The following is a 19,936-nucleotide window of genomic DNA, read 5'->3' as shown; positions in this document are numbered from 1 at the left end:
TGGGCGAGGGCTTTGCCACCGAGGACGACAAAATCATCGTCACCGCAGGCGTCCCCTTCAACACACCAGGCACCACCAACATCCTCCGCGTCGCCCCCTGCCAGGAAAAACTCATCTACGAAGGCGAGCAAGGGTGACGGAAAGCGGGCCGCGCTCGGCCAGGAGTGTCGCACTGATCACCTACAGTTTGACTGACCTACAAGAGAGAGCCGGAGAAGTGCTTGATCGAACGGTTCATCAACCGTTGGTGGTCATGATGTCGAAACGTCCAACCCACGTTTTGTTGTTCCTAGCTGCTTACGAAAGGTTGACCCAAAAGTGCGAAAGCAAACAACGCGCTTACAGCGAGCTATTCCCCGAAATTCGGACACTGACGTAGGTTACTAATTGGTGTCTGCTGATCTTCGACGCGAAGGAGATCAGAGATGCCGAAACGGGAGAAACATTCGCCGGAGTTCAATGCGAAGATGACCCATCTAGCTTGAACGGCTCAATGGCGCTCGTTGCGGTCCCGACTGCAAAGAAAACTTCGGCCGTTGACACCTCATAGCTTGCTAATCGGATATGGATGCGGGGCGGATAACACTTGAAGCAGATTGGCTCCTCTGACCTATTCAGAGGTCCGAACTCTTTGAAGCCTCTGATGCATTCGCTAGCTCAAAGCCCGCAACCTTCTCCGCTCGATCAATCGTCCGTATTAGCGCCCACTAGATTGAAGCTGAATTCTAAGCTCGATGACGTTCGAACCATATCCATAATTCATTTTTTAACATAAGGTAAATTAGGGCCGATAAAGACGTGTAGCGGCAAAGCTAGAATGTCACCATTTTGCAAAACAGGAATGTCACTCTGGGTCCCAATGAGGCAGGTGTGAGGTTTCCCGATGGGAGTGGTTTTGATGAGTGAACGCGATCTCAATCGCATCGAGGTTTTGGCCCAGATCGAAGACGGACGACTGGCGGTGAAGAATGCGGCCAACCTGCTCGATCTGACCGTCAGGCAGATCTACAGATTACTGCGGCGGTATCGGGTCGAAGGTGCTGCGTCGATCGGCCATCGGGCGCGCGGCAAGGCGCCGAACAACCTCATTCATCCAGCCAAGCGCGAGTATGCGGTAGCAACGGTGCGTGAGAGCTATGCAGACTTCGGACCGACACTGGCGGCCGAGATGCTGGAGGAACATCATGGGCTGAAGGTGTCTCGCGAGACGCTGCGCAAGTGGTTGATCGAGGATGGTGTCTGGCTGTCGCGGAAGCAGCGAAGAACCTTCCATCAGCCGCGGTTGCGGCGCGAGTGCTACGGTGAACTCATACAAATCGATGGGTCTGAGCACCGCTGGTTTGAGGATCGTGGCGATCCCTGCACCCTTCTGGTCTTCATTGATGACGCGACGAGCACGTTGATGGAGTTGAGGTTTGTGCCGTCCGAGAGCACGTGGAGCTATTTCGAGGCGGTGGAAAGCTACCTTGGCAATCACGGTCGGCCGGTCGCTTTCTACAGCGATAAACATACCGTATTCCGCATTCCAAACCCCAACCAACACACGACCGGCATGACACAGTTCGGCCGGGCGATGGCGGAGCTGAACATCGAGATCCTGTGCGCCAATTCCAGCCAGGCGAAGGGCCGTGTGGAGCGCGCGAACCGCACGCTTCAGGATCGGCTGGTCAAGGAGCTGCGGCTGGCAGGCATCTCAGATATCGAGGCCGCCAACGCGTTTTTGCCGGCGTTTATGGCGCGCTTCAACGCCAAGTTCGCCAAGGCGCCGGCGCGCTCGGACAACCTGCATCGCGCCATGAATGTCGAGCCAGGTCGGCTCGAAGATGTTCTGTGCCTGCGCGACAAGCGCTATGTCGGGAAAGATCTCACACTGACATATGAGCGCAAGCGGATCCGCATAGAAGTAAACGAGCTGACCCGCGGTCTCGTGGGCCAATATGTTGATGTCTACGAGCGGCGCTCCGGCCAGGTCCTAGTCATCCACAAGGGCGTCGCCCTGCCACATTCCGTCTTCGATCCGAGCCAGCAGCGCGTGACACACGCCTCGATCACCGAGAACAAGCGCCTGAGTGCGGTGCTCACCTACGTCAAGGAACAGCAGGAGCGCGACGACAATCCGACGGTCGAGGTAAAGCCTTCAAGTGCGAAGACGGGATACAAGAAGACCGGTCGGCGACCGCCGGGGAGGCCCTCGTTCCTTGAGAGGAGAGAGGCCCGGAAGGGAAGAACCGGCAAATCAAATGTGCGCTCAGTTGAGCAGCCTTAGCCTGAGGCTTCTCTCACATTTGGTGTTTGACATGTTCAACACTGCGTTCCGTATCACACCATTAGCACCAGCATCACGATCGACATGCCCATCATCATCAGGTTCTCTGTCAGGCTGACGAAGCCGAGCGGCACGTTGGAATTGCCGCCGACACAGGCGCATTTCAGTTCGCGCTTGTCGATGTAGACCGCCTTGTAGACGCTCACCGCGCCGATAGTGGAGATGATCAGCGCCGCCGGTGCGGCGAGCCATGTCACCAGCATACCTGTCATCAGAACGCCGGCCGCCGCCTCTACCCACGGGTAGATATAGGCGTAGGGCACCCAGCGCCGGGCGAGCAGGTCATAGTTGAGGAACATTGTGGTGAACCCCTCGATGTCCCTCAGCTTCTGCATACCGAGCAGGATCATAGAGATGGAGATGAACCAGCCTAGGGTCTGCCAGCTCAGTCCTCCCAAAAAGCCGATCGACATCGCCACCGCCGTCGCCGCCGCGACAGCGAAGAGATAGATCACAGGGCGGTAGGTGGTCGCCTTCGGATCGTAGTCGGTCAGCTTTTCGCGCAAGTCACTATAGCCGCCGACCCGCTCCCCCTCGATCCAGATCTGCGGAGTTGTCGGAACGTCATGCTCTTTCTTGAAGGCATCGACCTCCGCCCGCGTGCGGAACAGCCGGTCATCGACATCGTAGCCCTTGCGCTCCAACAGCCAACGCGCCTTCTGACCGGATGGGCAAAGATGGTTCGGCAGCGCCATGCGATAAAGCACGGCGGTTTTGTACGTTGAAGCAGTGGTTGGCGCACTTGTCGCATCAGCAAAATCACGCGTTCTCGTCGTCATTTTCATTTCCTTCATGCGCTGAACCACCCGTCGTCAAACGACGAAGGCCTATTATCAATATACCCATATGGGGTATATATAGCTTTGATCAACCCACTTTTGCGCATAGGGCTCTACTGTATGAAGGATGATAAAACCAAAACGCTCGACCGCCTCGCCCGGCTCGAAGGGCAAGTGCGCGGTGTTGCCAAAATGGTCGAGGCCGACCGCTACTGCATGGATGTGCTCGCACAGACAGCAGCGATCCGCTCTGCCGTACTCGGCGTCGAAAGAATGGTGCTGGAGCATCACGCCAAACACTGTGTCGAGAGCGCAATTTCCAGCGGCGATGCCGAAGAGCAGCGGGAGAAGTTCGACGAGCTCATCGGCCTCCTGCAAAAAGCGTCCCGCTGACCATATCCGCCACCGCTATCCGTCGTTATTGCGCTCATCGTCGATGATCAATTCCAGCTGGCGCAACGGAACAAGGCCGGGAATGCGGGTATCGCCGACCACAAATGAAGGTGTTCCCGAGAACTCCAATCGCTCGGCAAGCTGATGCGAGAGGTTGATATGGGCGTCGATCGCCGGATCATTCATATCGGCTAGCAACTTTCCGATATCGAGGTTCAGCTCTCTTGCAACGCTCATAACGCTGGCTTCATCTGCACGCGGCAGGGCCATAAGGGCCCAGTGCATCTCTTCATAACGCCCCTGAGCGCGTGACGCGAGCGCCGCCCGCGCGGCGAAGATGGAGCCCTCACCCAGGATTGGCCACTCCCGATACACCAGGCGCACGTCATCATCGCTCTCAAGCAATTCCTGCACGATGGGCATTGCCGCTTTGCAGTAAGTGCAGTTGTAGTCAAAGAACTCAACAACCGTGATATCGCCGCCGGTATTGCCCAGCACAGGGGCGTTGGGATCACTCTCCAGACTTGCCGCCAAGAACTGCTCCTGCTCAGCCGCTTGGCGTTCTCTCAGAATGGCAATCGCTTCTGCAATGATGTCTGGGTTCTCGATGATAGCCTCAAGCGAAAGCGCCTTGATTGCCGCATCGTCCCGCGTCCCCACTGCATTCGGCGCGGGGGCAAACAAGGTCAAAGCCAACGCAGCTATGGCAACGGTCAGGGCCAGCAGGCTTAATACATTCTTCATTAGCGTAAGTCCGGTGTATTGAGGTTATGACGAATGTCAGACGACCCGGAACCAGGCCATCATGCCTGCCGCTTGATGCGATAGCATGTGGCAATGGAGCATCCAGTCGCCGGGGTTTTGCCCCATCAGCGCGATTTCGACCGTTTCGTTCACGTTCACCAGAACGGTATCGCGCACGTCCCGGTCAGGGTCTGACTGCCCGTTCCGCGCAATGACCGCAAAGTGGTAGCCATGAAGATGCATCGCATGGGGAAAGGCGGTTCGGTTCTGCATTGTGAGGTGCAACGTCCGCCCTGTCGGCAATTCGAAGATCGGACGATCCATCCGGTTGGCCGCCTCGTTGAAGGCCCAAACCATCCCGCGACGGGCAAGAGCGCGCCCGCCCAACAATTCACCCTCAAAGTAGGTCTCGCCAAGGCCGCGCATCGCGCCCCCTTCCATGACGATGGTTTCGCGTTGCGGGTCGGAAAGATCGAAAGTGACGGGAGAGGCCCACTCCGGCAGGGGGCGAACATCCCTTACATGCAAGTCCGCAATGCCCCCCGTAAGCGCGATGTCGAGCAGCCTTACGAACCTTTGACGGCCCGCGTCCACGTAAATCCCGGCCTCGTCAGTCAGTTCGTTGGGCACATCAATCACGAGATCAGCACGCTGCGCGGGTGCAATGACGATCTGTTCGGCATCGCGTGGCGAGACTGGATACCCGTCGAGAGCGATCAGCCTGGCAGCGAGCCCAGATAAAGCGAGCGGCATAATCCGAGCGGTTGCCGCGTTGATGATCCGCAGGCGGACGCGCGTGCCACGCTCCAAGGGCAGAACGGGCTGCGCACGCCCATTGACCGTAATGAGGTTGCCCATCCGACCGCCATGTGACGCTGCATGCAAATCATCCCAGCGCCCCTCGACGATGGAGGCGTCCTGTTCGAGCAGCCAGTCGTCGAGAACGAGTGTTTCCTCATGGGTGGCAGCACCGTCAAGCCCCGCCCAGGGGGAGGTATCCTCAACAATCAGCGGGCCTGACAGACCGCGCGCCACCTGCTCCCAGCTGCGATTGTGCGCGTGATACCAATACGTTCCCGGATCGGGTGCAATGTAGTCGTAATCGAACGTGCCGCCCGGCATGACCGGGGCCTGAACGAGAGGCGCTGCCCCGTCCATGTCGTTGCGGATACGTATACCATGCCAGTGCACCGCCGTCGGCTCTGGCAGGTCGTTGGCGAAGCGATAGCGGACCGCCTCTCCGGCGCGGACCCGGATCTCCGGGCCGGGCACACTCCCCGCCCCTTCGACCGAATAGGCCCAGACGGGTGTCGTTGCGTAGCCCTCCGGCGCGAGCTGAGCCCGCGACGCCGCTGCGCGCAGGACCGGTGGCGAGGACGCGAACGCGGGGAGCCCAAGCAAGCCCGCTGAGAGGCTGGCAGTACCGGAAAGAAAGCGTCGTCTGGAAAGAGTGTGCATAGTCGTCACCAGTCAGAGATTTGCGGGTGGAACGGTTACAGATGTCATGGTCGCCGTCAGTAGCGCGATGCCCACGACAGCCGCGCATTCCAGCCGGATGGAGGTTCGAAGTCTTCGCGCCGCGCCCGCGTCGCCTCTGGCAAGCGCGGGAACCAGCTTCAGCTTATTGGCCGCTGCCAAAGCAAGCAGGCCCGCGACCACTACGATCTTGCCAAGCATCGCCCAGCCGTAAGCCGTGCCGAACAATCCGGTAAATGATCCGATCATCAGCCAGGCAAATATACCGCCAGCCACGATCAGGACAGGGATACCGATGCTGGCCAACATGCCGAACCGGTGCAGAAGCGCCGCGCCTGACTGTGTTCTGGCGGCGCGATGCAGCGGCCCAAGGGCGCCGACCCAAAAGGCCACCATCACGACATGCACTGCGAGCAGGCTGCCCAACAACATCCGGGGCTCACCCAGCGAATGGCCGACCAGCGTGAAGGAATAGGCGACCATGATCGCACCAATCAAAGCCGGGATGAGCCAGAACCCGCGTGCGAACAGCACAGTCAGGATCAGGGCCTCCCCGCCCGCGCGCCACACCGCCGCCGCCCCAAGTGGACTGTCCCAGATCAGGCCCAGCATGAGCGGATCCACCGCACCTTCGAGACCCATGCCAGACAGTCGCGCCGCGCGAATGCCAAAGCGGGCGGCAAGGATCAGCAAGCCGACAACCGCCGCCAGAGCCGCAATGCGGCGCGCAAGCCGTATGACATCTGCCGGGACATCTCGGAACAGGGCCACGAAGACAACGCCGCCCATCGCGAGCAGAGCCGCGATATAGCCCGCCGCCTTGGCCAGAATGGCGAGGATCGCCCAGGTCTCAATCGGTGCGAGGCCTTCCATCGCCTAGTCCGCCACAGAGAATTCGAAGCCACCCTGCATGGGATGCCCGTCCGATGAGAGGCCCCGCCATTCGACCAAGAAGTCGCCGGATGCAAGGTCGATGATCGGCACCGCCCGCATCACCGTCACCGGCTCCAATCCGGTTTCGCGCTCCAATTCAATCTCGCCATCAGGACCGGTCAGGATCAGCTGCGTGACCCGCATCGGATCATCAAAGCGCAGTTCGATTTCCTCGACAGCCGCGACGGTCGCGCCGTTGGCAGGCGTCGTGGTCTCCGTGTCGGAATGGGCAAAGGCCCCGTTCACTCCGCCAAGCGTCAGAGCAACGGCCAATACGACTTGCAGACGTTTCATCGGTTTTCCTCCATGAGGTCATGGCGCTCACGGATATCCGCAGGCCAGGTTGATTTGATGTAGCTGAGCACCGCCCAGATCTCTGCGTCACTCAGGACACCTTCATAGGCTGGCATGTTGCTCTGATAGGTCGGATCGCCGATCAGGGCCGCGACACCGTATTTCGTCAGGGCGAACGACGTCTCACCATCGTGATGCCACGTGTGGCCTGTCGCATCATGCGGGGGCGCAGGCATTCGCCCCTCTGCATCGCGCTGTCGCCAGTTCTCCTGACCTTCTAGGCCCGCACCATGGCACGCGGCACATTCCGCGGCGTAGACCTCTCGGCCCAGTGATACGACGCTTTCATCACCAGGACGGAGGCCAGTTCCCTGGGCAGAAGTTGCCGCAGGCCACAGCACCCACGCGATGGCCATCAGCGCGGCCACCGCGGTTGCTGCCAGAACAACAGATCTGGTCACAGGCCTGCGCGATAGTAGATCGCACCTTCTCCGGCGCTGCCGCCAAAGGCCATGACCTCATACTGGGCCTGTGGATCATATCCCATCCCCGGCGAACCGGCTGGCATCCCGGCAACAGCGATCCCGGCCACATCCGGCCGGTCGTTCAGAAGCAACTCAAGCGCCTCGAAGGGAACATGCCCTTCGACGACATAGCCATCAATCATCGCGGTATGGCAGCCCCACATCGATCCGGGCACCTCGTTCTCCAACTTGACGGAGGTGACATCGCGCGTGTCAGTGACTTCAACTTCGTATCCAGCTTCCCGGGCGAGTGCGACCCATGCCCCACAACAGCCGCAGGTCGGGCTCTTGGTCACGTGCATAGTGCCGTGCGCCGCGGCTTCATGCTGCGTATCGGCATGCGCTGCGCTGGCGTAACCCAAGAAGGCTGTGCCGACAGCAAAGGTAAGTGCTGGCGCAAGCGCCAGAGCAAAACGGTAGGTGTTCATGTGTTTTCTCTCAGACATATGTGCGCTGTCGAGGCAGGCACATTCATTTCAGATCGAGGTAAATTCAGCGCGGCGTGCGCGCGACTGCTCAGACTGATCTGGGAGGATCCAAGAGTGTGTCACTGTCCGCGCTGGTCAGACGGTATTCGTCAAAAGAACGATCGATAGCTGCGAGTTCGGACGTGACTTCACCAAACTCCTGTTGCTGGACAACCGCGACAAGGGAAAAACAGTGCAACAATCCGTTCGGCTCCTCCACGCAACAGTCACTGTCATGGGCCGTCTCAGCAACTTCATGATGTTGCATAGGATCAAGAGCGGTCACGCCAAGCTCCGGCTGTCCGGCATGAAGCCCACCGGACAAGCCTAGAACAAACACGAGTATGGCAAACAAAATCCTCATGCCACATACCTAGATGGGGTATACGCGCTTTGCAAAGCACTTTCTTGAGAACCGGCTGGAAAAACTGATACACGAGTTCATTTTCTTCAAGCGATGTAGCAAAGCCTGCATCAATGTTCGTGAGCACAAAGATCATGATCGGCAAGCGATGCGAGCACATAGCAATCTTGCGAGACACCGTCGCCGTCACAGCCTTTCGACATCCGAACCAGCTCTTTTTCCAATGTCCGCAGCCGTTTGATTTTGGCCCTGACATCCAGCAGCTGACCAGCTGCGATTGCGGTGGCCGCCTGACATGAACGATCGGGATGATCTTGGAGTTCGATGAGGGCCGAGATCGCATCAATCGAGAAGCCAAGATCACGTGCGTGCTTTATAAAGCTCAGCCGTTCTAGTCCGGCTGCATCATATCGACGTTGGTTACCAGTCGTCCGTTCCGGAGCCGCCAGCAGACCCATGCCCTCATAATAGCGAATGGTCGGTATCTTTACCTTTGTGCGCTTCGACAGCTCTCCGATGGAAAACATGCAAATTACCTCTTGAACCTCTAGCCACTAGAGATCGTATGTGAGGTGGGACAGTCAAGTTAGAGAGTCCCATGACCAACACTTACCTTACTCCGACGCCCCTGCTTGATTTCAACGAGCCGTCCATTGTGGCTCTCGTAGAAGAGCGTGGCTGGCGCACGCTGAGCGCCCGCGACAGGATCGGGGCCGCCTATGAGTTCGTGCGCAACGAGATCCTGTTCGGCTACAATTACGACGATGCCTTGCCTGCGTCCCGCGTGCTCGCCGACGGTTATGGCCAGTGCAACACCAAGGGCACACTGCTTATGGCTCTGCTGCGGGCGCTGGATGTGCCCTGTCGGTTCCACGGGTTCACCATCGACAAGGGGTTGCAGCGCGGCGTCGTGCCGGAACTGATCTATCCCATCGCACCGCGCAACATCATCCACTCCTGGGTCGAGGTATATTTCGAGGATCGATGGATCAACCTCGAAGGCTTCATTCTCGATGCTGCCATGCTGGGTGCGCTCCAAACTGCGTTCCCCAAGCGGCAATCGCTTTGCGCCTATGGGGCCGGAACCGATGCGCTTCAGCGCCCCTGCGTCTCGTGGCAGGGGGAGAGCACCTATATCCAGCGCACCGGGATCAACTATGATTTCGGCGTCTTCGATGCGCCCGACGCCTTCTATGCCGATCATCGCCAGCTCGGAGGTCTGAAGGGCTTGCTCTACCGGGCCGTCATCCGACACTGGATGAACCGGCGGGTTGCCCGGATGCGCGCCGGGCATGTGCCCGCCATCCCCGGCGGAGAACGCAACCTGCGCCCTGCTGCAAATACGATCGAGATAAGGGAGGCCGTGTGATGGCCGGATGTTGTGGACGCGACGCCAAGTTCGATGGCGTCTCGGATGATTACAAGCGCCGTTTGTGGATCGTCATCGCTTTGAACGCGACCATGTTCGTGGTCGAGATGACAGCGGGTCACTATGCGAAGTCGCAGGCCCTTCAGGCCGATGCGCTCGACTTTCTGGGCGATGCGCTGACCTACGGCATCTCTCTCGCGGTGATCGGCGCTTCCATCCGGGCGCGCACCAATGCTGCTCTGGCCAAGGGCATAAGCCTTTTGCTGATGGGGCTATGGGTCTTCGGATCAACCGTCTACCGAGTCTTCTATGTCGGTGTGCCCGAGGCAGAGATCATGGGGATCGTCGGCTTCTTCGCGTTGCTGACCAACCTGGCCAGCGTGCTGCTGCTCGTGCGTTACAAGGACGGCGACGCGAATGTCCGTTCGGTCTGGCTTTGCTCGCGCAATGACGCTATCGGCAATGTCGCCGTGATGTTTGCGGCCTTCGGTGTCTGGGGCACGGCGAGCGGTTGGCCCGATCTCATCGTTGCCGGGATCATGGCAGGGCTGTTCCTGTCCTCCGCCTTCCAGATCGTTCGTCAGGCGCTTGCGGAACGGCGCGAAGCGGCCTCGCATGGACATGTAGAAGTTTGATGGAGGTCTTCCTCACCATTGCTGGACTTGGGATCGCGGCAGCGACGCTTGCCGCGATCCTCTGGTCCATCGCAAGGCCCGCACAGAGCATTTGGCCACCCATACGGTACACGGCATTCACACCCCTCTTCGTCTGGGCGCCGACATTTACCCTGTTTGGCATCCTCATCGCGCTTGGCGTACTCGGCTGGGGAGAATTGCCGTTTCCACGGTGGCTGCGTTACGGGCTCGGACTTCCACTCATCGTGCTCGGCAACATAGTTGTCTGGAGCGTTGTGGCTGGATTTGGCGTTCACAAGACAGGCGGTGCCGCCGCTGGTTTGCAAACGGATGGTCTCTATCGCGTCTCGCGCAACCCGCAATATGTGGCAGATATCGTAATGATCCTCGGCTGGATGATCCTAGCCGCAACACCATCCGTCATTCTCGTAGGTCTTGCGTCAATCACCGTCCTGATTGCCGCGCCGTTTTCGGAAGAGCCGTGGCTGCGCTCGCGATATGGACGAGACTACAAAGACTATGCGGCACGGGTGAGGCGCTTCTTTTAGCCGACTTGCCCGTTAACCACGCTATGATCGCACTGGTTAAAATCAGCAGTGGACGCATCACCGCAACGCCTCTGTGCGTTGGCAGAGTCTTTAACGACAGATTATAGCAATCATTGGGAGATCAACACGATGAAGAACCGACTTCTTTCTTTGGGGCTTTTGGGAGCAATTGTATCTGCTTTGTGCTGCTTTACCCCACTTTTGCCAATCGTTCTGACCGCAGTTGGCCTGACTGGCCTGCTTGGCCTTCTCTACAACGATGCTGTTTTGCTGCCGATCTTGGCAGGTTTTCTAATATTGACGGGGTACGCGCTATGGCGACAGAAGCAGCAAGAGTAGTCTTGGATTCCACGCTGACCTGTCCGTCATGCGGGCATGTCGAGAGGGAAACCATGCCCACCAACGCCTGCCAGTGGTTCTATGAATGCAAATCCTGCCAAACGGTCTTGAAGCCTCTTCAAGGTGACTGCTGTGTGTACTGTTCATACGCAACAGTGCCGTGTCCTCCTATCCAAGAAGGTAAGTCGCGCTGCGCATAGCGGACTGTCAAAGCATCTCATCAAGTCGATAGGTCTGGACTCAAAAACGGCTCGTCCAAACCCTCCTCCCCGCAAGGCTTTTCCACCCTCCGATATTTGGGGTCTCCGGGCTCCAAAGCCTTGCTCCGTCCCACGTGTGAGTGACGTTTCTGCTTTGCTAGGACTGTGACATTTCAGGATGGTTGCAACAGAAAATGAAGCGGGGTGCATTCTATTTCGAAGTGCGACAAATGATAGATATCGAGGCATTGGGAGGTGCCGGCCATAAAGAGATCGTTTGTTCATTTCTGCCTTGAGGAGCGCCGGACGCTAGATCACCTTCTTCAGGCCAAGCCCTCGATGGCGAACATCATCTGGATCATGAGCCGCTACAGATCCACAATTTATCGAGAGGTTCGTCAGAACTGGTGGCACGACAAGGAGGTTCCGCAGGCCGATAGATATTGGCCTCTGACGGCGGAAAGCCTCAGCTCTGATCGTCGCGCATGCCAACAAAAGTTGATCGGCAAGGCCGCACTGTTTGCTGCTGTTACCAATCAATTTAGGGCTGGCCAGTCGCCCAAGTAGATCGTCGGACGTTTAGGGATCGAGCCAGACCAACCAGACCGGATCTGTCATGAGACGATCTACGCTTACGTTTATTGTGAGAGCGGCAAGTCGGATGAACTGGGGCGGTATCTTCTTGAGCGGCGATGGAAGCGCAGGCCGCGCTTTGCTCGGAAGGCTTGCGGGTCGATCTTTCCGAAGAGTATAGCGATCAAGAACCAGCCGGATGCCATCGTAATTCGGCAGAGCTTCGGCCATTGGGAAGGCGATCTAGTGATTTTCCAACGAGAGCATGGAGCGGCCAACGTCGCGACGATCGGTGAAGGAAAGACCCGATACACCGCCTTACTTCAAAACTGTGATCGGCGATCAAAATCACTGATGAAGAAGTTGATCAACGCGATGGCGCCCCTGCCCCGCGGTGCCATTCAGTCCGCCTCTGACCAGCTCAATTCAACACCACGCAAGTGCGTGGGCTTCCACACTCCGGCTGAAGTGTTCTGTGAGGAATTGCGGGGCTAACTATCGCCCAGATGCCGAAGCAAAAGGCCGGTTTGAGTCCACACCAATTGTGGTGCTGCAAGATGGCAAAAGTCGGTTTTCGGAAGTCGCTTTAGCCGCCGGCGGCGAGCGCGCGCAGGATCATTTCACATTGCCGCTCAATCGATGCAGCTATTGATTGTGTAGGTAACGCAGGAGAGCTTTGAAGGTCAGACATGCCGTGAATGGAGGACCAGGCAAAGAACTGGGCGCCAGATTCAGGCGGTTTGATGAGCTTGTAGTGGGCGAGTTCGGCTAGAGACTTACCCAACCAATCATAGGTTGACGGACGGCCGGATGTTGTACCGGGTGCTATGCCGAACGGGCCGAACATCAGACGCCATAATTCGGTTCGTGCGTTCGCAAAAGAGACATAGGCCGTGGCAAGTGCGATGAACCGTTGGCGTGCATCCGCTGCACTTCGCGCGCTGCTTTCGAATGGCACAACCTCCTCGAAGACGGCTGCCAACGCATCGAATCCTCGCTCAGCAACACTACCAAGCAGGGCGTTCTTATCAGGGAAGTGACGATAGGCTGCCCCAGGTGACACGCCTAGATCACGTGCCGCCCTGCGTACTGAAAGGTCTGCCAGCAAACCTTTGTCGGCGGCACTTAAGGTATAATCAACGAGAGCCTCTTTGAGGTTGCCATGATGATGCGTGTTGCTCGGCTTTGTCTGTATCATTCCCATGTTGTAATCAGTGTTTACATTGCATGCAAGGCAGCTTAAGTAACCATTGATTACTTTGGGAGCTGATCAATGAACGCCATACCCGAATTCCCTACAGCCGTGCCTGTTTCATATGCCGTGCCAACCTCTTTGGGGCGGCTTCATGTCGTCGAATATGGCCATGGGCCTGAAACGATTGTCCTCTGGCCGTCGATCTTCACGGATCACCACATTTACGACGATTTGGTCGCAACCATGGGCGCCTCCCACCGCTTTCTGCTCATCGACGGCCCGGCCCATGGGCAAAGCGAGGGGGGAACGGATGAATTCACCATGGAGGACTGCGCCAAGGCCATGGGCGAGGTCATGGATCGCTTCGATCTGGTGGCGGCAATCGTCGGCGGAACCTCTTGGGGCGGGATCACAGCTGCGCACCTCGCGTTGATGTCACCCGCCCGCATTAAAGCATTGGTGCTCATGAACACGCCCATGCAGATCAATGCTGCCCAACCCGGCCTCAAGGCGCGCTTCATCGCGTGCGGCGCACGCTGGGCGCTGAAAACGGCAATGTTCCGCAATGGCGTTGCAAACAGCTTTTTCTCGGATGATGTTCTGGCTGCGAACGCAAGCTATGCGAATGCCTTCCACACCATGCTGAAAACGGCACAGCCAGCATCTTTGGCAGCGGCGATCCAGTCGGTCATTCTACGCAGCTCGCCTCTGATGCCACGAATGGCGGAGCTCACCGTTCCGACCCTCGTCATCGCGGGAAAAGAAGATGCGATGTATCCGATTGCTGTGCAGGCCGAAGCGGCACTACTGGCCCCGAACGGCCATTTTGAACCCATAGAAGGCAAACACATCTCGGTTGTTGAACGCCCCAAGCGGGTCGCTGACGCCCTGACGCGATTCATTGCTTCGGAGGTTGCAGAATGACTTTTCTGATCTTGGGAGCCACAGGCCTACAAGGCGGCGCCGTTGCGCGCGAAATGCTCAAGCGCGGACAATCCATCCGCATCCTGACCCGTCAGGCGTCATCTTCAAAGGCTGAAGCGCTTGCAAAAATGGGTGCAGAAGTGGCCGAAGGCGACTTGTCCAAGCCCGAAACCTTGGTGCCAGCTTTTGAAGCGGTGACCGGCATCTTCTCGGTCCAGGACTTCTACGCGCCCGGCGTCGGTCTGGTAGGCGAAGTCGAACAAGGCCGTGCCGTCTTGGCCGCTGCGAAAGCCGCTGGGGTGCGCCATATCGTGCAGTCCGGCATGGGCGAAGGCCGTTCGCCTGGCGGACCCGAGCACTTCATCTCGAAGGCGATCCTAGAACGCGAGATCAAACTGAGCGGGATCGATTGGACGTTCTTAGGGACTGTCTGGTTCATGGACAATCTTTTGAACCCTGAGATGAAGCCCGCACTGATGTTCCCGGTTCTGGCTGGTTCGCTTGATCCACAGACGGAATTCCAGATGCTGGCCATTGAAGATCTTGGCTGGATGGCGGCCGAGGCATTGGTCGGCCCCGATAAGTGGGCGGGGCGCAAGATCAATCTGGCAGGCGACGCCATGACAGTCGCGCAAATGAAAGACACCTACCGCAAAGTCACCGGCAAACGCCCGAAGGGCTGGTGCCTCCCGCGCGCCCTCTTTCGGAAATTAGTGCCAGAATTTGCGGAACAACTGGCCTGGCACAACAGGGTGAATTTCGCATTCGGAAACGACGAACTGCGAAAGATCAAACCGGACGCGCAAGGATTGGCAGAGTTTCTACGAAAGCACCCGGTTGCTTCAATGTAGGTGTCGCCACCTGAACAGGCAGTGCCCCGAAAGCGGGCGTTCCACAGGAAGAAATCAAACGGCAGAAAAGTCCCGCATAGCCGGGATAGGTGTTTCGCTTTGAGCCCGCGCAGCAGCGATGCCCTCCGCTCAGGACTCACACAGGACCATGTATCTGCGCCTAGCACCCTGCCCTTGGGAAGCGCGGCGCATCACTGCTTCTGACAACCGTGGCGGAAGATGCAACCCTTTGCGCCGATGTCCTGCAACGAGCCCAAACTCACAATTGCAAATGCAGCGCCATGCTTAAGCCGACGCTAAGGGCCCTGGTCCCTGGCGATCATGGTCACCGTCGACATGTGCCCTGCCTGGCTAAGGTGTTTGACTCAAATCTCTCCCAGCTGTACGGCGCAAGCCGTGCGCACGTCCTGTACGGTTGCAGGGGCGTCAAGGCGGAAGAATGGGTCCAGTCCACGCTCAATGCGTGACGCACGAATGGCCTCCCGCACGGCCAGGAAGACTGATGTCGCGAGGACAAGCGGCGGCTCACCCACTTCTTTCGAGGACAGGACACCCTCATACGGGCTCTCAGGTACATCACTCGCTAGATCGCGAGGAAAGAGATGCGTATTCAACTCGATGGGAATCGTTGTTACCGCTGGCGGCTTGTAGGTCCAAGTGTTGAGTGTATTTAGCGCACCTTTCTGATCGCCGTCAGGCTGGAAGACCAACTTCTCAGTCAGCAGATAACCAACGCCTTGCACAAAAGCGCCCTCTACCTGGCCGATATCAACCGCCGGATTGAGGCTCCAGCCCATATCATAGACTAGATCGGAGGACAGGATCTTGGTCTCTCCGGTCAGGATATCAACCTCCACGACGGCGCAGGCACCCGAATATGTGAAGCCAACAAAGTTGTCGAATTCGCCGGGCACGCCATCAGTTGCAGTATAGTCAGGAATGGTGGGCTGATCTGCGAAGGGCTTGTAGCTGAGCGCGGGAGACTGCACGTCGCCGCCTTTCACTGGGGCCGTGAAAGTATCCGTCAGTCCGATACGGTACTGGTAAGCAAGCGCTGTTAGCTTTTGCCAAATCATAACTGTCGCTTCGCCTGAGGGTACCTCAGCTTGCCAGCCTTTCTCGGGGTGGTTCCAGTAGTCGATACCCTGCTCGGCACACCACTCCGGTCCCATCTGATCACGCAATCCGTTGGCGAAATCTGTCAGCCGTGAGCGCATCCGGGCACATAGCTGCTTGACCGCCTCACCATTGTAGGCTGTCCCAGTCGAACCGCCGGTAGAGGTCGGGTTGGGAATGACCGATGTGATTGGTGCTTTGATCAAGACCATATCGAGCGGGATATTTAGCACATAGGCCGCGATCTGCCGCATCTGGGTGATCAGGCCCTGGCCCATCTCGACCCCACCCTGATGGATCACGACGGTGCCATCAGCCTGATAGATAGAGATCATCGCCGTCGCCTGTTCAAGCATGGCCAGATTGTAGCCCGAGCCGTATTTCACGGGCATCATAGCGATCCCGCGCTTTCGCCATTTATTGCGCGCGTTGAACGCCTGTACGGATGCAGATTTCGCCTCGAAATCAGCCTTTTCTTTGAGATAATCCCAAACAGTGTCCATATAGCAGTAGGTCAGCGCCTGCCCGAAAGGCGTGCTGTCACCGCGTTGGTAGAGGTTCTTCTCTCGGACATCCTCCGGGCGCATTCCGACTGCATGAGCCGCATCAGCCACGGCGCTTTCGACAATCACCTTGCACTGCACATCGCCAAAAGCGCGCATCGCGGTGCTCGGTGCGTGGTTGGTCCGGCAAACGTCGATCTGGTTCTGGAAATTTGTAATCCGATAGGCAGCATCCGCTCTGGTCTGGATGCAGTTCGAAACAATGAAGCTGCAATCATAGAAGGCCCCACCATCACCCCACATTCGATTGAGGAACCCGCGGATCCGTCCTTTATCGGCGGGGTTCATTTCTCCCTTGTCCACTGCGATCTGGTATTGCCCATAGTAGGCGTGGCGCTTGCCGATCATACCAGTGTCTTGCTCTCGTGTGAGCGCCATGCGCACCGGACGCTTTAGCTTGCTGGCTGCGAGCGCGGTTGCCGCAGCGACGAACCGCGTTTGCTCTGTCTTACCGCCAAAGCCACCACCAACCTGGGGCACGCGCACCTCAACCCGGTTATAGTGCGAACCAAGGATCATCGCGGTGCTTTGATGCATCTCCATCGGACTCTGTGTCGAAGGGTGCATAACCATGACGTTCTTGTCGGTTGGCTCAGCCAGCGCGGCCTGGGGCTCCATGTAGAAGTGAATTTGACCGCCGGTCTCCTGCGCGCCCTGAACAAGAGCGCAGGGCACCCCATCGACCGAAACATCCGCCAAGGCCGTAGAACGTTCAAGTGGATCGCGGTCAATATCGGCCCAGCTGAGATCTGTGCCCGGGCGCGTGACCTTCCAGATATGGGAATTGAAGGGCGCAGTGTTAGGATAGTCAGGATAAATGCTGCCTTGGGCAATCGCTTGCTCGATCGAGAGCACGGGCTCCGACCACCACTCCGGATCGCCTTCCTCGGTGATGATGTCAGCGTAGGCGATGCAGCTCTGCGTAACATAGTCGGCAATGGTCTGCGCATCGGTCTCTGTTCTTGCGCAGATGAGGAACAATGTCTGCCCCACATAGTTCACCTGCCCGCCAAGTGGACACACCACAGGTTGGTCAGAGCCCATGCCTTGCAGATTGATACCGTGAGCTGGGATGTCGTCTTCTGTCACGATGTCAATAAAACCCTCGAAGCGCTCGTGCAGTTCGATCAGCAGATCTTCGGCATCACAGTTTTGCCCACCGGGAACCTGGAACCCCCATGTTGCCAAGGCTCGCCGGCTCTGTACGGGCGCAGCAAAGACCGTCCGGCTCGGCACCGGCAGCTCATGAGCATAATGCACTTGGCCAGATGCCTGCTCTAACGCCATGGTTTTGATATAGGGTTTGGCGACCGGCGCCTTCCAATCCTGCTTACGGCTATAGTCCTGCCGCCCATGGCTAACTGGCCACTGACCCCAAGTGATCTCCCCCGCGGAGCGCAACTCAGCAGGGACGCTAGCCGGCTCGCGGCTCATCATTGCATTGATGTAGGTCTTGTAAAAATAGGTCAGGGCCAGATCACACTTATAGGTGTCGGTGAAGCCCGACCACGGCAAAGCCTGCGAACGAGGGCGCGATTGCTCTAACACCGCACTTACCTCGACACGCAAGATGTCTAGCAGACCAGGCAGCGCATCCAGAGAGAGAGGCTCTCCGATCATCGCTGCCTCAGTCTGTCTTGCGCGCCATGCGAAGGGGGCCAGCGCACCGAATGAGAGAACGGCCTCCGACACAACGCCTGCAGCATCAGCCGTCAGACAACTCACAGCGTTTACGATTGAATGCGCATTGACCTCGCGGAGGGCCACCTTCTGCGGCAACACCATATCCGCTTCGCTGCCAAGCGGGATCTCAAAATTGATCAGCAGCAGATTATCCGCCGAGATCGTCTCCTCAGCGCAGCTCGCGATGAGGTCACCATAGGGGACCTGTACAGGCGTTAAGCTCGGATCGCTCAGGTCGATATACGTTACCGCCGCACCGATGCCGAGCAAACCCGTGCCCAGATCTGAAGGGAAAGGTTCGTCCTGTCCGGCAATGTTGTGCAACATCAGCATGGTGTTGCCAGCTACGGTCGCAGCGTTGCGTACAATATGGCCCGCAGTTCGTTTCGAAAGGAAGTATAGCGCCCCCAGCCGTGTCAGCGCATGTTCAATAGCTCCCTCCTCGGAGGATGGAACCGGTTCGCCCCGCGCGATCATCACAGCTTCCAATGCAGCAATGAATTCAGTGTAGGTTGTAGCTGCCGGCACAGTAGCAGTGGTTCCATCCTGCGTGACCTCACCATGGATCTCTGCAATCCCCGCAAGGTTCAGCATGACCGCGTCACGGTCATATGCTTCTTTGTAGATGCCATAGCCGGTGTTTCCGGCGACCATTCGGGTCGGCCGTCCCGCGAAGTCAGCCTTTAGCTGGGCCAGTTCTGCCAGCGATTGCGGCGACATCCAGACCCGCCCATCACTAGCAATGCTAGCGATCTTCGTCGTCTTCCGAGCTGCATCAGGGAATGGCAGAACTAGCGGCCCTTTCGGCTCTTTCTGCCGGGTGTCGGGATCGACATCGCACAGCATCCGCGCCGCTTCGTCTTCTGCGCTCCAGTCAGATGCAAAGGATTTCATCCCCGTCAGGATCGCCCGATATCCCGTGCATCGGCAAATATTGCCATCGAGCGCGCCCTCGATCTCCCGCTTGGTTGCACTAGGATTGTTGGTGAGGAATTCAGACATCGTCATGACGAAGCCCACCGTGCAATAGCCGCATTGAGTGCCATTGTTCACCGCCAGTCGCCATGCGACAGGGTTGACGCCTTCTGCCACGTCGCCACTTGGAGAAACCGTGCCCGGTAGCGGCCCTGCACCATCGGGAGCGACGTCGGAGTCTAACGTCGCAGCAACGCGTTCACGCTTCTCCTTTGCTTGTTCTTGCGCTCGTTTCAGCGCTGGCGGCGTTGGCGCAGTCAACGGCGCAGCAATCCGTGATCCCGTCATAGTGTGCTGCAGGTAAGGTGGATGATCAGGGTTGAGCGTCCCCGTCCCCTCGATAGTCGTGATCACCTGACCCTGAACAGCCGCAATCGGACGCAGGCAGGCATTGATCGCGGTATGTTGCGGCGCTCCATTATCGTCATCCCAGGACGACATGATCACTGTACAGCCGCCACAGCCTCCCTGCCCGCAGGGCTTTTTGGGGCCAGCAAGCCCTTGCTCAGGTGCTTTGAGGTAGTCAATCAGCATCATATCTGGCGAAGGGTTATCAAGCATGACCGGCACACCATTCAGATAGAAGCTGATAGTGTTTTGCGAGTTGGTTGGTGAGGGTGTTGCAGTGTCAGGCATAGTAAATTCCTATGAAGCGGAAAGATCAG

23 protein-coding genes are annotated in these 19,936 nt (G+C 58.0%); 12 read left to right on the top strand and 11 right to left on the bottom strand.

Features of this window, described 5'->3' with window-relative positions; genetic code table 11:
- Positions 1 to 137 (top strand): pyruvate kinase alpha/beta domain-containing protein (locus POI8812_RS17945; RefSeq protein ID WP_181377187.1); only part of this gene is annotated, 137 nt, incomplete at its 5' end.
- A 746-nt stretch (positions 138 to 883) separates the two neighbouring features.
- Entirely contained in the window at positions 884 to 2,266 is a 1,383-nt protein-coding gene (locus tag POI8812_RS17290; protein ID WP_108783880.1) for an ISNCY family transposase, read from the top strand.
- Between the two features lie 53 nt (positions 2,267 to 2,319).
- On the opposite strand, the gene POI8812_RS17285 is transcribed toward POI8812_RS17290, so the two are convergent.
- Positions 2,320 to 3,105, bottom strand: a complete 786-nt coding sequence (locus POI8812_RS17285) for a glutaredoxin family protein (RefSeq protein WP_108783883.1) — start codon at positions 3,103 to 3,105, stop codon at positions 2,320 to 2,322.
- 120 nt (positions 3,106 to 3,225) lie between these two features.
- On the opposite strand from POI8812_RS17285, the gene POI8812_RS17280 reads away from it, so the two are divergent.
- Positions 3,226 to 3,498, top strand: coding sequence for a metal-sensitive transcriptional regulator (locus POI8812_RS17280; protein WP_108783879.1), 273 nt, complete (start codon positions 3,226 to 3,228; stop codon positions 3,496 to 3,498).
- Positions 3,499 to 3,513: 15 nt separating this feature from the next.
- Here the strand turns inward: POI8812_RS17280 and POI8812_RS17275 are convergent, their stop codons facing one another.
- The 8 genes from POI8812_RS17275 to POI8812_RS17240 form a co-directional block, all read right to left on the bottom strand.
- Complete coding sequence (locus POI8812_RS17275; RefSeq protein WP_108783878.1) at positions 3,514 to 4,242, bottom strand: DsbA family protein; 729 nt, start codon at positions 4,240 to 4,242, stop codon at positions 3,514 to 3,516.
- Between the two features lie 36 nt (positions 4,243 to 4,278).
- A complete protein-coding gene (locus POI8812_RS17270; protein WP_108783877.1) occupies positions 4,279 to 5,700 on the bottom strand; it encodes a multicopper oxidase family protein in 1,422 nt (473 codons plus the stop codon).
- 12 nt (positions 5,701 to 5,712) lie between these two features.
- Positions 5,713 to 6,591: a CopD family protein gene (locus POI8812_RS17265; protein ID WP_108783876.1), complete on the bottom strand. Its 879-nt coding sequence runs from the start codon at positions 6,589 to 6,591 to the stop codon at positions 5,713 to 5,715.
- A 3-nt stretch (positions 6,592 to 6,594) separates the two neighbouring features.
- On the bottom strand, positions 6,595 to 6,945 hold the full coding sequence (locus tag POI8812_RS17260; RefSeq protein ID WP_108783875.1) for a copper resistance CopC family protein: 351 nt from the start codon (positions 6,943 to 6,945) through the stop codon (positions 6,595 to 6,597).
- Positions 6,942 to 7,406, bottom strand: coding sequence for a c-type cytochrome (locus POI8812_RS17255; protein WP_245895456.1), 465 nt, complete (start codon positions 7,404 to 7,406; stop codon positions 6,942 to 6,944). The genes POI8812_RS17260 and POI8812_RS17255 overlap by 4 nt, the downstream gene beginning before the upstream one ends.
- Complete coding sequence (locus tag POI8812_RS17250) at positions 7,403 to 7,897, bottom strand: DUF411 domain-containing protein (protein ID WP_108783874.1); 495 nt, start codon at positions 7,895 to 7,897, stop codon at positions 7,403 to 7,405. The genes POI8812_RS17255 and POI8812_RS17250 overlap by 4 nt, the downstream gene beginning before the upstream one ends.
- 88 nt (positions 7,898 to 7,985) lie before the next feature.
- On the bottom strand, positions 7,986 to 8,300 hold the full coding sequence (locus POI8812_RS17245) for a hypothetical protein (RefSeq protein ID WP_108783873.1): 315 nt from the start codon (positions 8,298 to 8,300) through the stop codon (positions 7,986 to 7,988).
- Positions 8,301 to 8,410: 110 nt separating this feature from the next.
- On the bottom strand, positions 8,411 to 8,827 hold the full coding sequence (locus POI8812_RS17240; protein WP_108783872.1) for a MerR family transcriptional regulator: 417 nt from the start codon (positions 8,825 to 8,827) through the stop codon (positions 8,411 to 8,413).
- Between the two features lie 71 nt (positions 8,828 to 8,898).
- Between POI8812_RS17240 and POI8812_RS17235 the strand changes: the two genes are divergently transcribed.
- The 7 genes from POI8812_RS17235 to POI8812_RS17900 all read left to right on the top strand — a co-directional run bounded on the left by POI8812_RS17235 (position 8,899) and on the right by POI8812_RS17900 (position 12,459).
- The gene (locus tag POI8812_RS17235; protein WP_108783871.1) at positions 8,899 to 9,669 is read left to right on the top strand and encodes a transglutaminase-like domain-containing protein; all 771 of its coding nucleotides are present in this window, start codon (positions 8,899 to 8,901) and stop codon (positions 9,667 to 9,669) included.
- Positions 9,669 to 10,304, top strand: a complete 636-nt coding sequence (locus tag POI8812_RS17230) for a cation efflux transmembrane domain-containing protein (RefSeq protein WP_108783870.1) — start codon at positions 9,669 to 9,671, stop codon at positions 10,302 to 10,304. The genes POI8812_RS17235 and POI8812_RS17230 overlap by 1 nt, the downstream gene beginning before the upstream one ends.
- On the top strand, positions 10,304 to 10,852 hold the full coding sequence (locus POI8812_RS17225; RefSeq protein ID WP_108783869.1) for a methyltransferase family protein: 549 nt from the start codon (positions 10,304 to 10,306) through the stop codon (positions 10,850 to 10,852). The genes POI8812_RS17230 and POI8812_RS17225 overlap by 1 nt, the downstream gene beginning before the upstream one ends.
- 129 nt (positions 10,853 to 10,981) lie before the next feature.
- Positions 10,982 to 11,191, top strand: coding sequence for a mercury resistance system transport protein MerF (gene merF, locus POI8812_RS17220; RefSeq protein ID WP_108783868.1), 210 nt, complete (start codon positions 10,982 to 10,984; stop codon positions 11,189 to 11,191).
- Positions 11,167 to 11,391: a GDCCVxC domain-containing (seleno)protein gene (locus POI8812_RS17855; protein ID WP_108783867.1), complete on the top strand. Its 225-nt coding sequence runs from the start codon at positions 11,167 to 11,169 to the stop codon at positions 11,389 to 11,391. The genes merF and POI8812_RS17855 overlap by 25 nt, the downstream gene beginning before the upstream one ends.
- Before the next feature lie 339 nt (positions 11,392 to 11,730).
- Positions 11,731 to 11,958, top strand: a complete 228-nt coding sequence (locus tag POI8812_RS17790; RefSeq protein ID WP_245895455.1) for a hypothetical protein — start codon at positions 11,731 to 11,733, stop codon at positions 11,956 to 11,958.
- Positions 11,959 to 12,459 carry a hypothetical protein gene (locus POI8812_RS17900; RefSeq protein ID WP_306438851.1) on the top strand — a complete coding sequence of 167 codons (501 nt, stop codon included), beginning with the start codon at positions 11,959 to 11,961 and terminating at the stop codon, positions 12,457 to 12,459. It abuts the gene before it with no gap.
- Positions 12,460 to 12,550: 91 nt separating this feature from the next.
- On the opposite strand, the gene POI8812_RS17205 is transcribed toward POI8812_RS17900, so the two are convergent.
- A complete protein-coding gene (locus POI8812_RS17205) occupies positions 12,551 to 13,162 on the bottom strand; it encodes a TetR/AcrR family transcriptional regulator (RefSeq protein WP_162845013.1) in 612 nt (203 codons plus the stop codon).
- 75 nt (positions 13,163 to 13,237) lie between these two features.
- Between POI8812_RS17205 and POI8812_RS17200 the strand changes: the two genes are divergently transcribed.
- Positions 13,238 to 14,083 carry an alpha/beta fold hydrolase gene (locus POI8812_RS17200; protein ID WP_108783865.1) on the top strand — a complete coding sequence of 282 codons (846 nt, stop codon included), beginning with the start codon at positions 13,238 to 13,240 and terminating at the stop codon, positions 14,081 to 14,083.
- A complete protein-coding gene (locus POI8812_RS17195; protein WP_108783864.1) occupies positions 14,080 to 14,934 on the top strand; it encodes an NmrA/HSCARG family protein in 855 nt (284 codons plus the stop codon). Before POI8812_RS17200 ends, POI8812_RS17195 begins: the two co-directional genes overlap by 4 nt.
- Before the next feature lie 365 nt (positions 14,935 to 15,299).
- On the opposite strand, the gene POI8812_RS17190 is transcribed toward POI8812_RS17195, so the two are convergent.
- On the bottom strand, positions 15,300 to 19,907 hold the full coding sequence (locus POI8812_RS17190; protein WP_108783863.1) for a molybdopterin cofactor-binding domain-containing protein: 4,608 nt from the start codon (positions 19,905 to 19,907) through the stop codon (positions 15,300 to 15,302).
- Positions 19,908 to 19,936 lie beyond the last annotated feature (29 nt).

The sequence above is a fragment of the Pontivivens insulae genome (genome assembly GCF_900302495.1).
Classification (GTDB): Bacteria; Pseudomonadota; Alphaproteobacteria; order Rhodobacterales; family Rhodobacteraceae; genus Pontivivens; species Pontivivens insulae.
The sequence above is the reverse complement of the archived record's forward strand: the minus strand, read 5'-3'. Positions and strand labels throughout refer to the sequence as shown.

Excerpts from the sequence above, each read along its gene's own strand:
- POI8812_RS17250 (WP_108783874.1), bottom strand. The coding sequence starts at position 7,897 with ATGAACACCTACCGTTTTGCTCTGGCGCTTGCGCCAGCACTTACCTTT.
- POI8812_RS17200 (WP_108783865.1), top strand. The coding sequence starts at position 13,238 with ATGAACGCCATACCCGAATTCCCTACAGCCGTGCCTGTTTCATATGCC.
- POI8812_RS17195 (WP_108783864.1), top strand. The coding sequence starts at position 14,080 with ATGACTTTTCTGATCTTGGGAGCCACAGGCCTACAAGGCGGCGCCGTT.
- POI8812_RS17245 (WP_108783873.1), bottom strand. The coding sequence starts at position 8,300 with ATGAGGATTTTGTTTGCCATACTCGTGTTTGTTCTAGGCTTGTCCGGT.
- POI8812_RS17790 (WP_245895455.1), top strand. The coding sequence starts at position 11,731 with ATGGCGAACATCATCTGGATCATGAGCCGCTACAGATCCACAATTTAT.
- POI8812_RS17235 (WP_108783871.1), top strand. The coding sequence starts at position 8,899 with ATGACCAACACTTACCTTACTCCGACGCCCCTGCTTGATTTCAACGAG.
- POI8812_RS17205 (WP_162845013.1), bottom strand. The coding sequence starts at position 13,162 with ATGATACAGACAAAGCCGAGCAACACGCATCATCATGGCAACCTCAAA.
- POI8812_RS17265 (WP_108783876.1), bottom strand. The coding sequence starts at position 6,591 with ATGGAAGGCCTCGCACCGATTGAGACCTGGGCGATCCTCGCCATTCTG.
- POI8812_RS17270 (WP_108783877.1), bottom strand. The coding sequence starts at position 5,700 with ATGCACACTCTTTCCAGACGACGCTTTCTTTCCGGTACTGCCAGCCTC.
- POI8812_RS17190 (WP_108783863.1), bottom strand. The coding sequence starts at position 19,907 with ATGCCTGACACTGCAACACCCTCACCAACCAACTCGCAAAACACTATC.
- POI8812_RS17240 (WP_108783872.1), bottom strand. The coding sequence starts at position 8,827 with ATGTTTTCCATCGGAGAGCTGTCGAAGCGCACAAAGGTAAAGATACCG.
- POI8812_RS17275 (WP_108783878.1), bottom strand. The coding sequence starts at position 4,242 with ATGAAGAATGTATTAAGCCTGCTGGCCCTGACCGTTGCCATAGCTGCG.
- POI8812_RS17230 (WP_108783870.1), top strand. The coding sequence starts at position 9,669 with ATGGCCGGATGTTGTGGACGCGACGCCAAGTTCGATGGCGTCTCGGAT.
- POI8812_RS17260 (WP_108783875.1), bottom strand. The coding sequence starts at position 6,945 with ATGAAACGTCTGCAAGTCGTATTGGCCGTTGCTCTGACGCTTGGCGGA.
- POI8812_RS17225 (WP_108783869.1), top strand. The coding sequence starts at position 10,304 with ATGGAGGTCTTCCTCACCATTGCTGGACTTGGGATCGCGGCAGCGACG.
- POI8812_RS17280 (WP_108783879.1), top strand. The coding sequence starts at position 3,226 with ATGAAGGATGATAAAACCAAAACGCTCGACCGCCTCGCCCGGCTCGAA.
- POI8812_RS17290 (WP_108783880.1), top strand. The coding sequence starts at position 884 with ATGGGAGTGGTTTTGATGAGTGAACGCGATCTCAATCGCATCGAGGTT.
- merF (WP_108783868.1), top strand. The coding sequence starts at position 10,982 with ATGAAGAACCGACTTCTTTCTTTGGGGCTTTTGGGAGCAATTGTATCT.
- POI8812_RS17285 (WP_108783883.1), bottom strand. The coding sequence starts at position 3,105 with ATGACGACGAGAACGCGTGATTTTGCTGATGCGACAAGTGCGCCAACC.
- POI8812_RS17855 (WP_108783867.1), top strand. The coding sequence starts at position 11,167 with ATGGCGACAGAAGCAGCAAGAGTAGTCTTGGATTCCACGCTGACCTGT.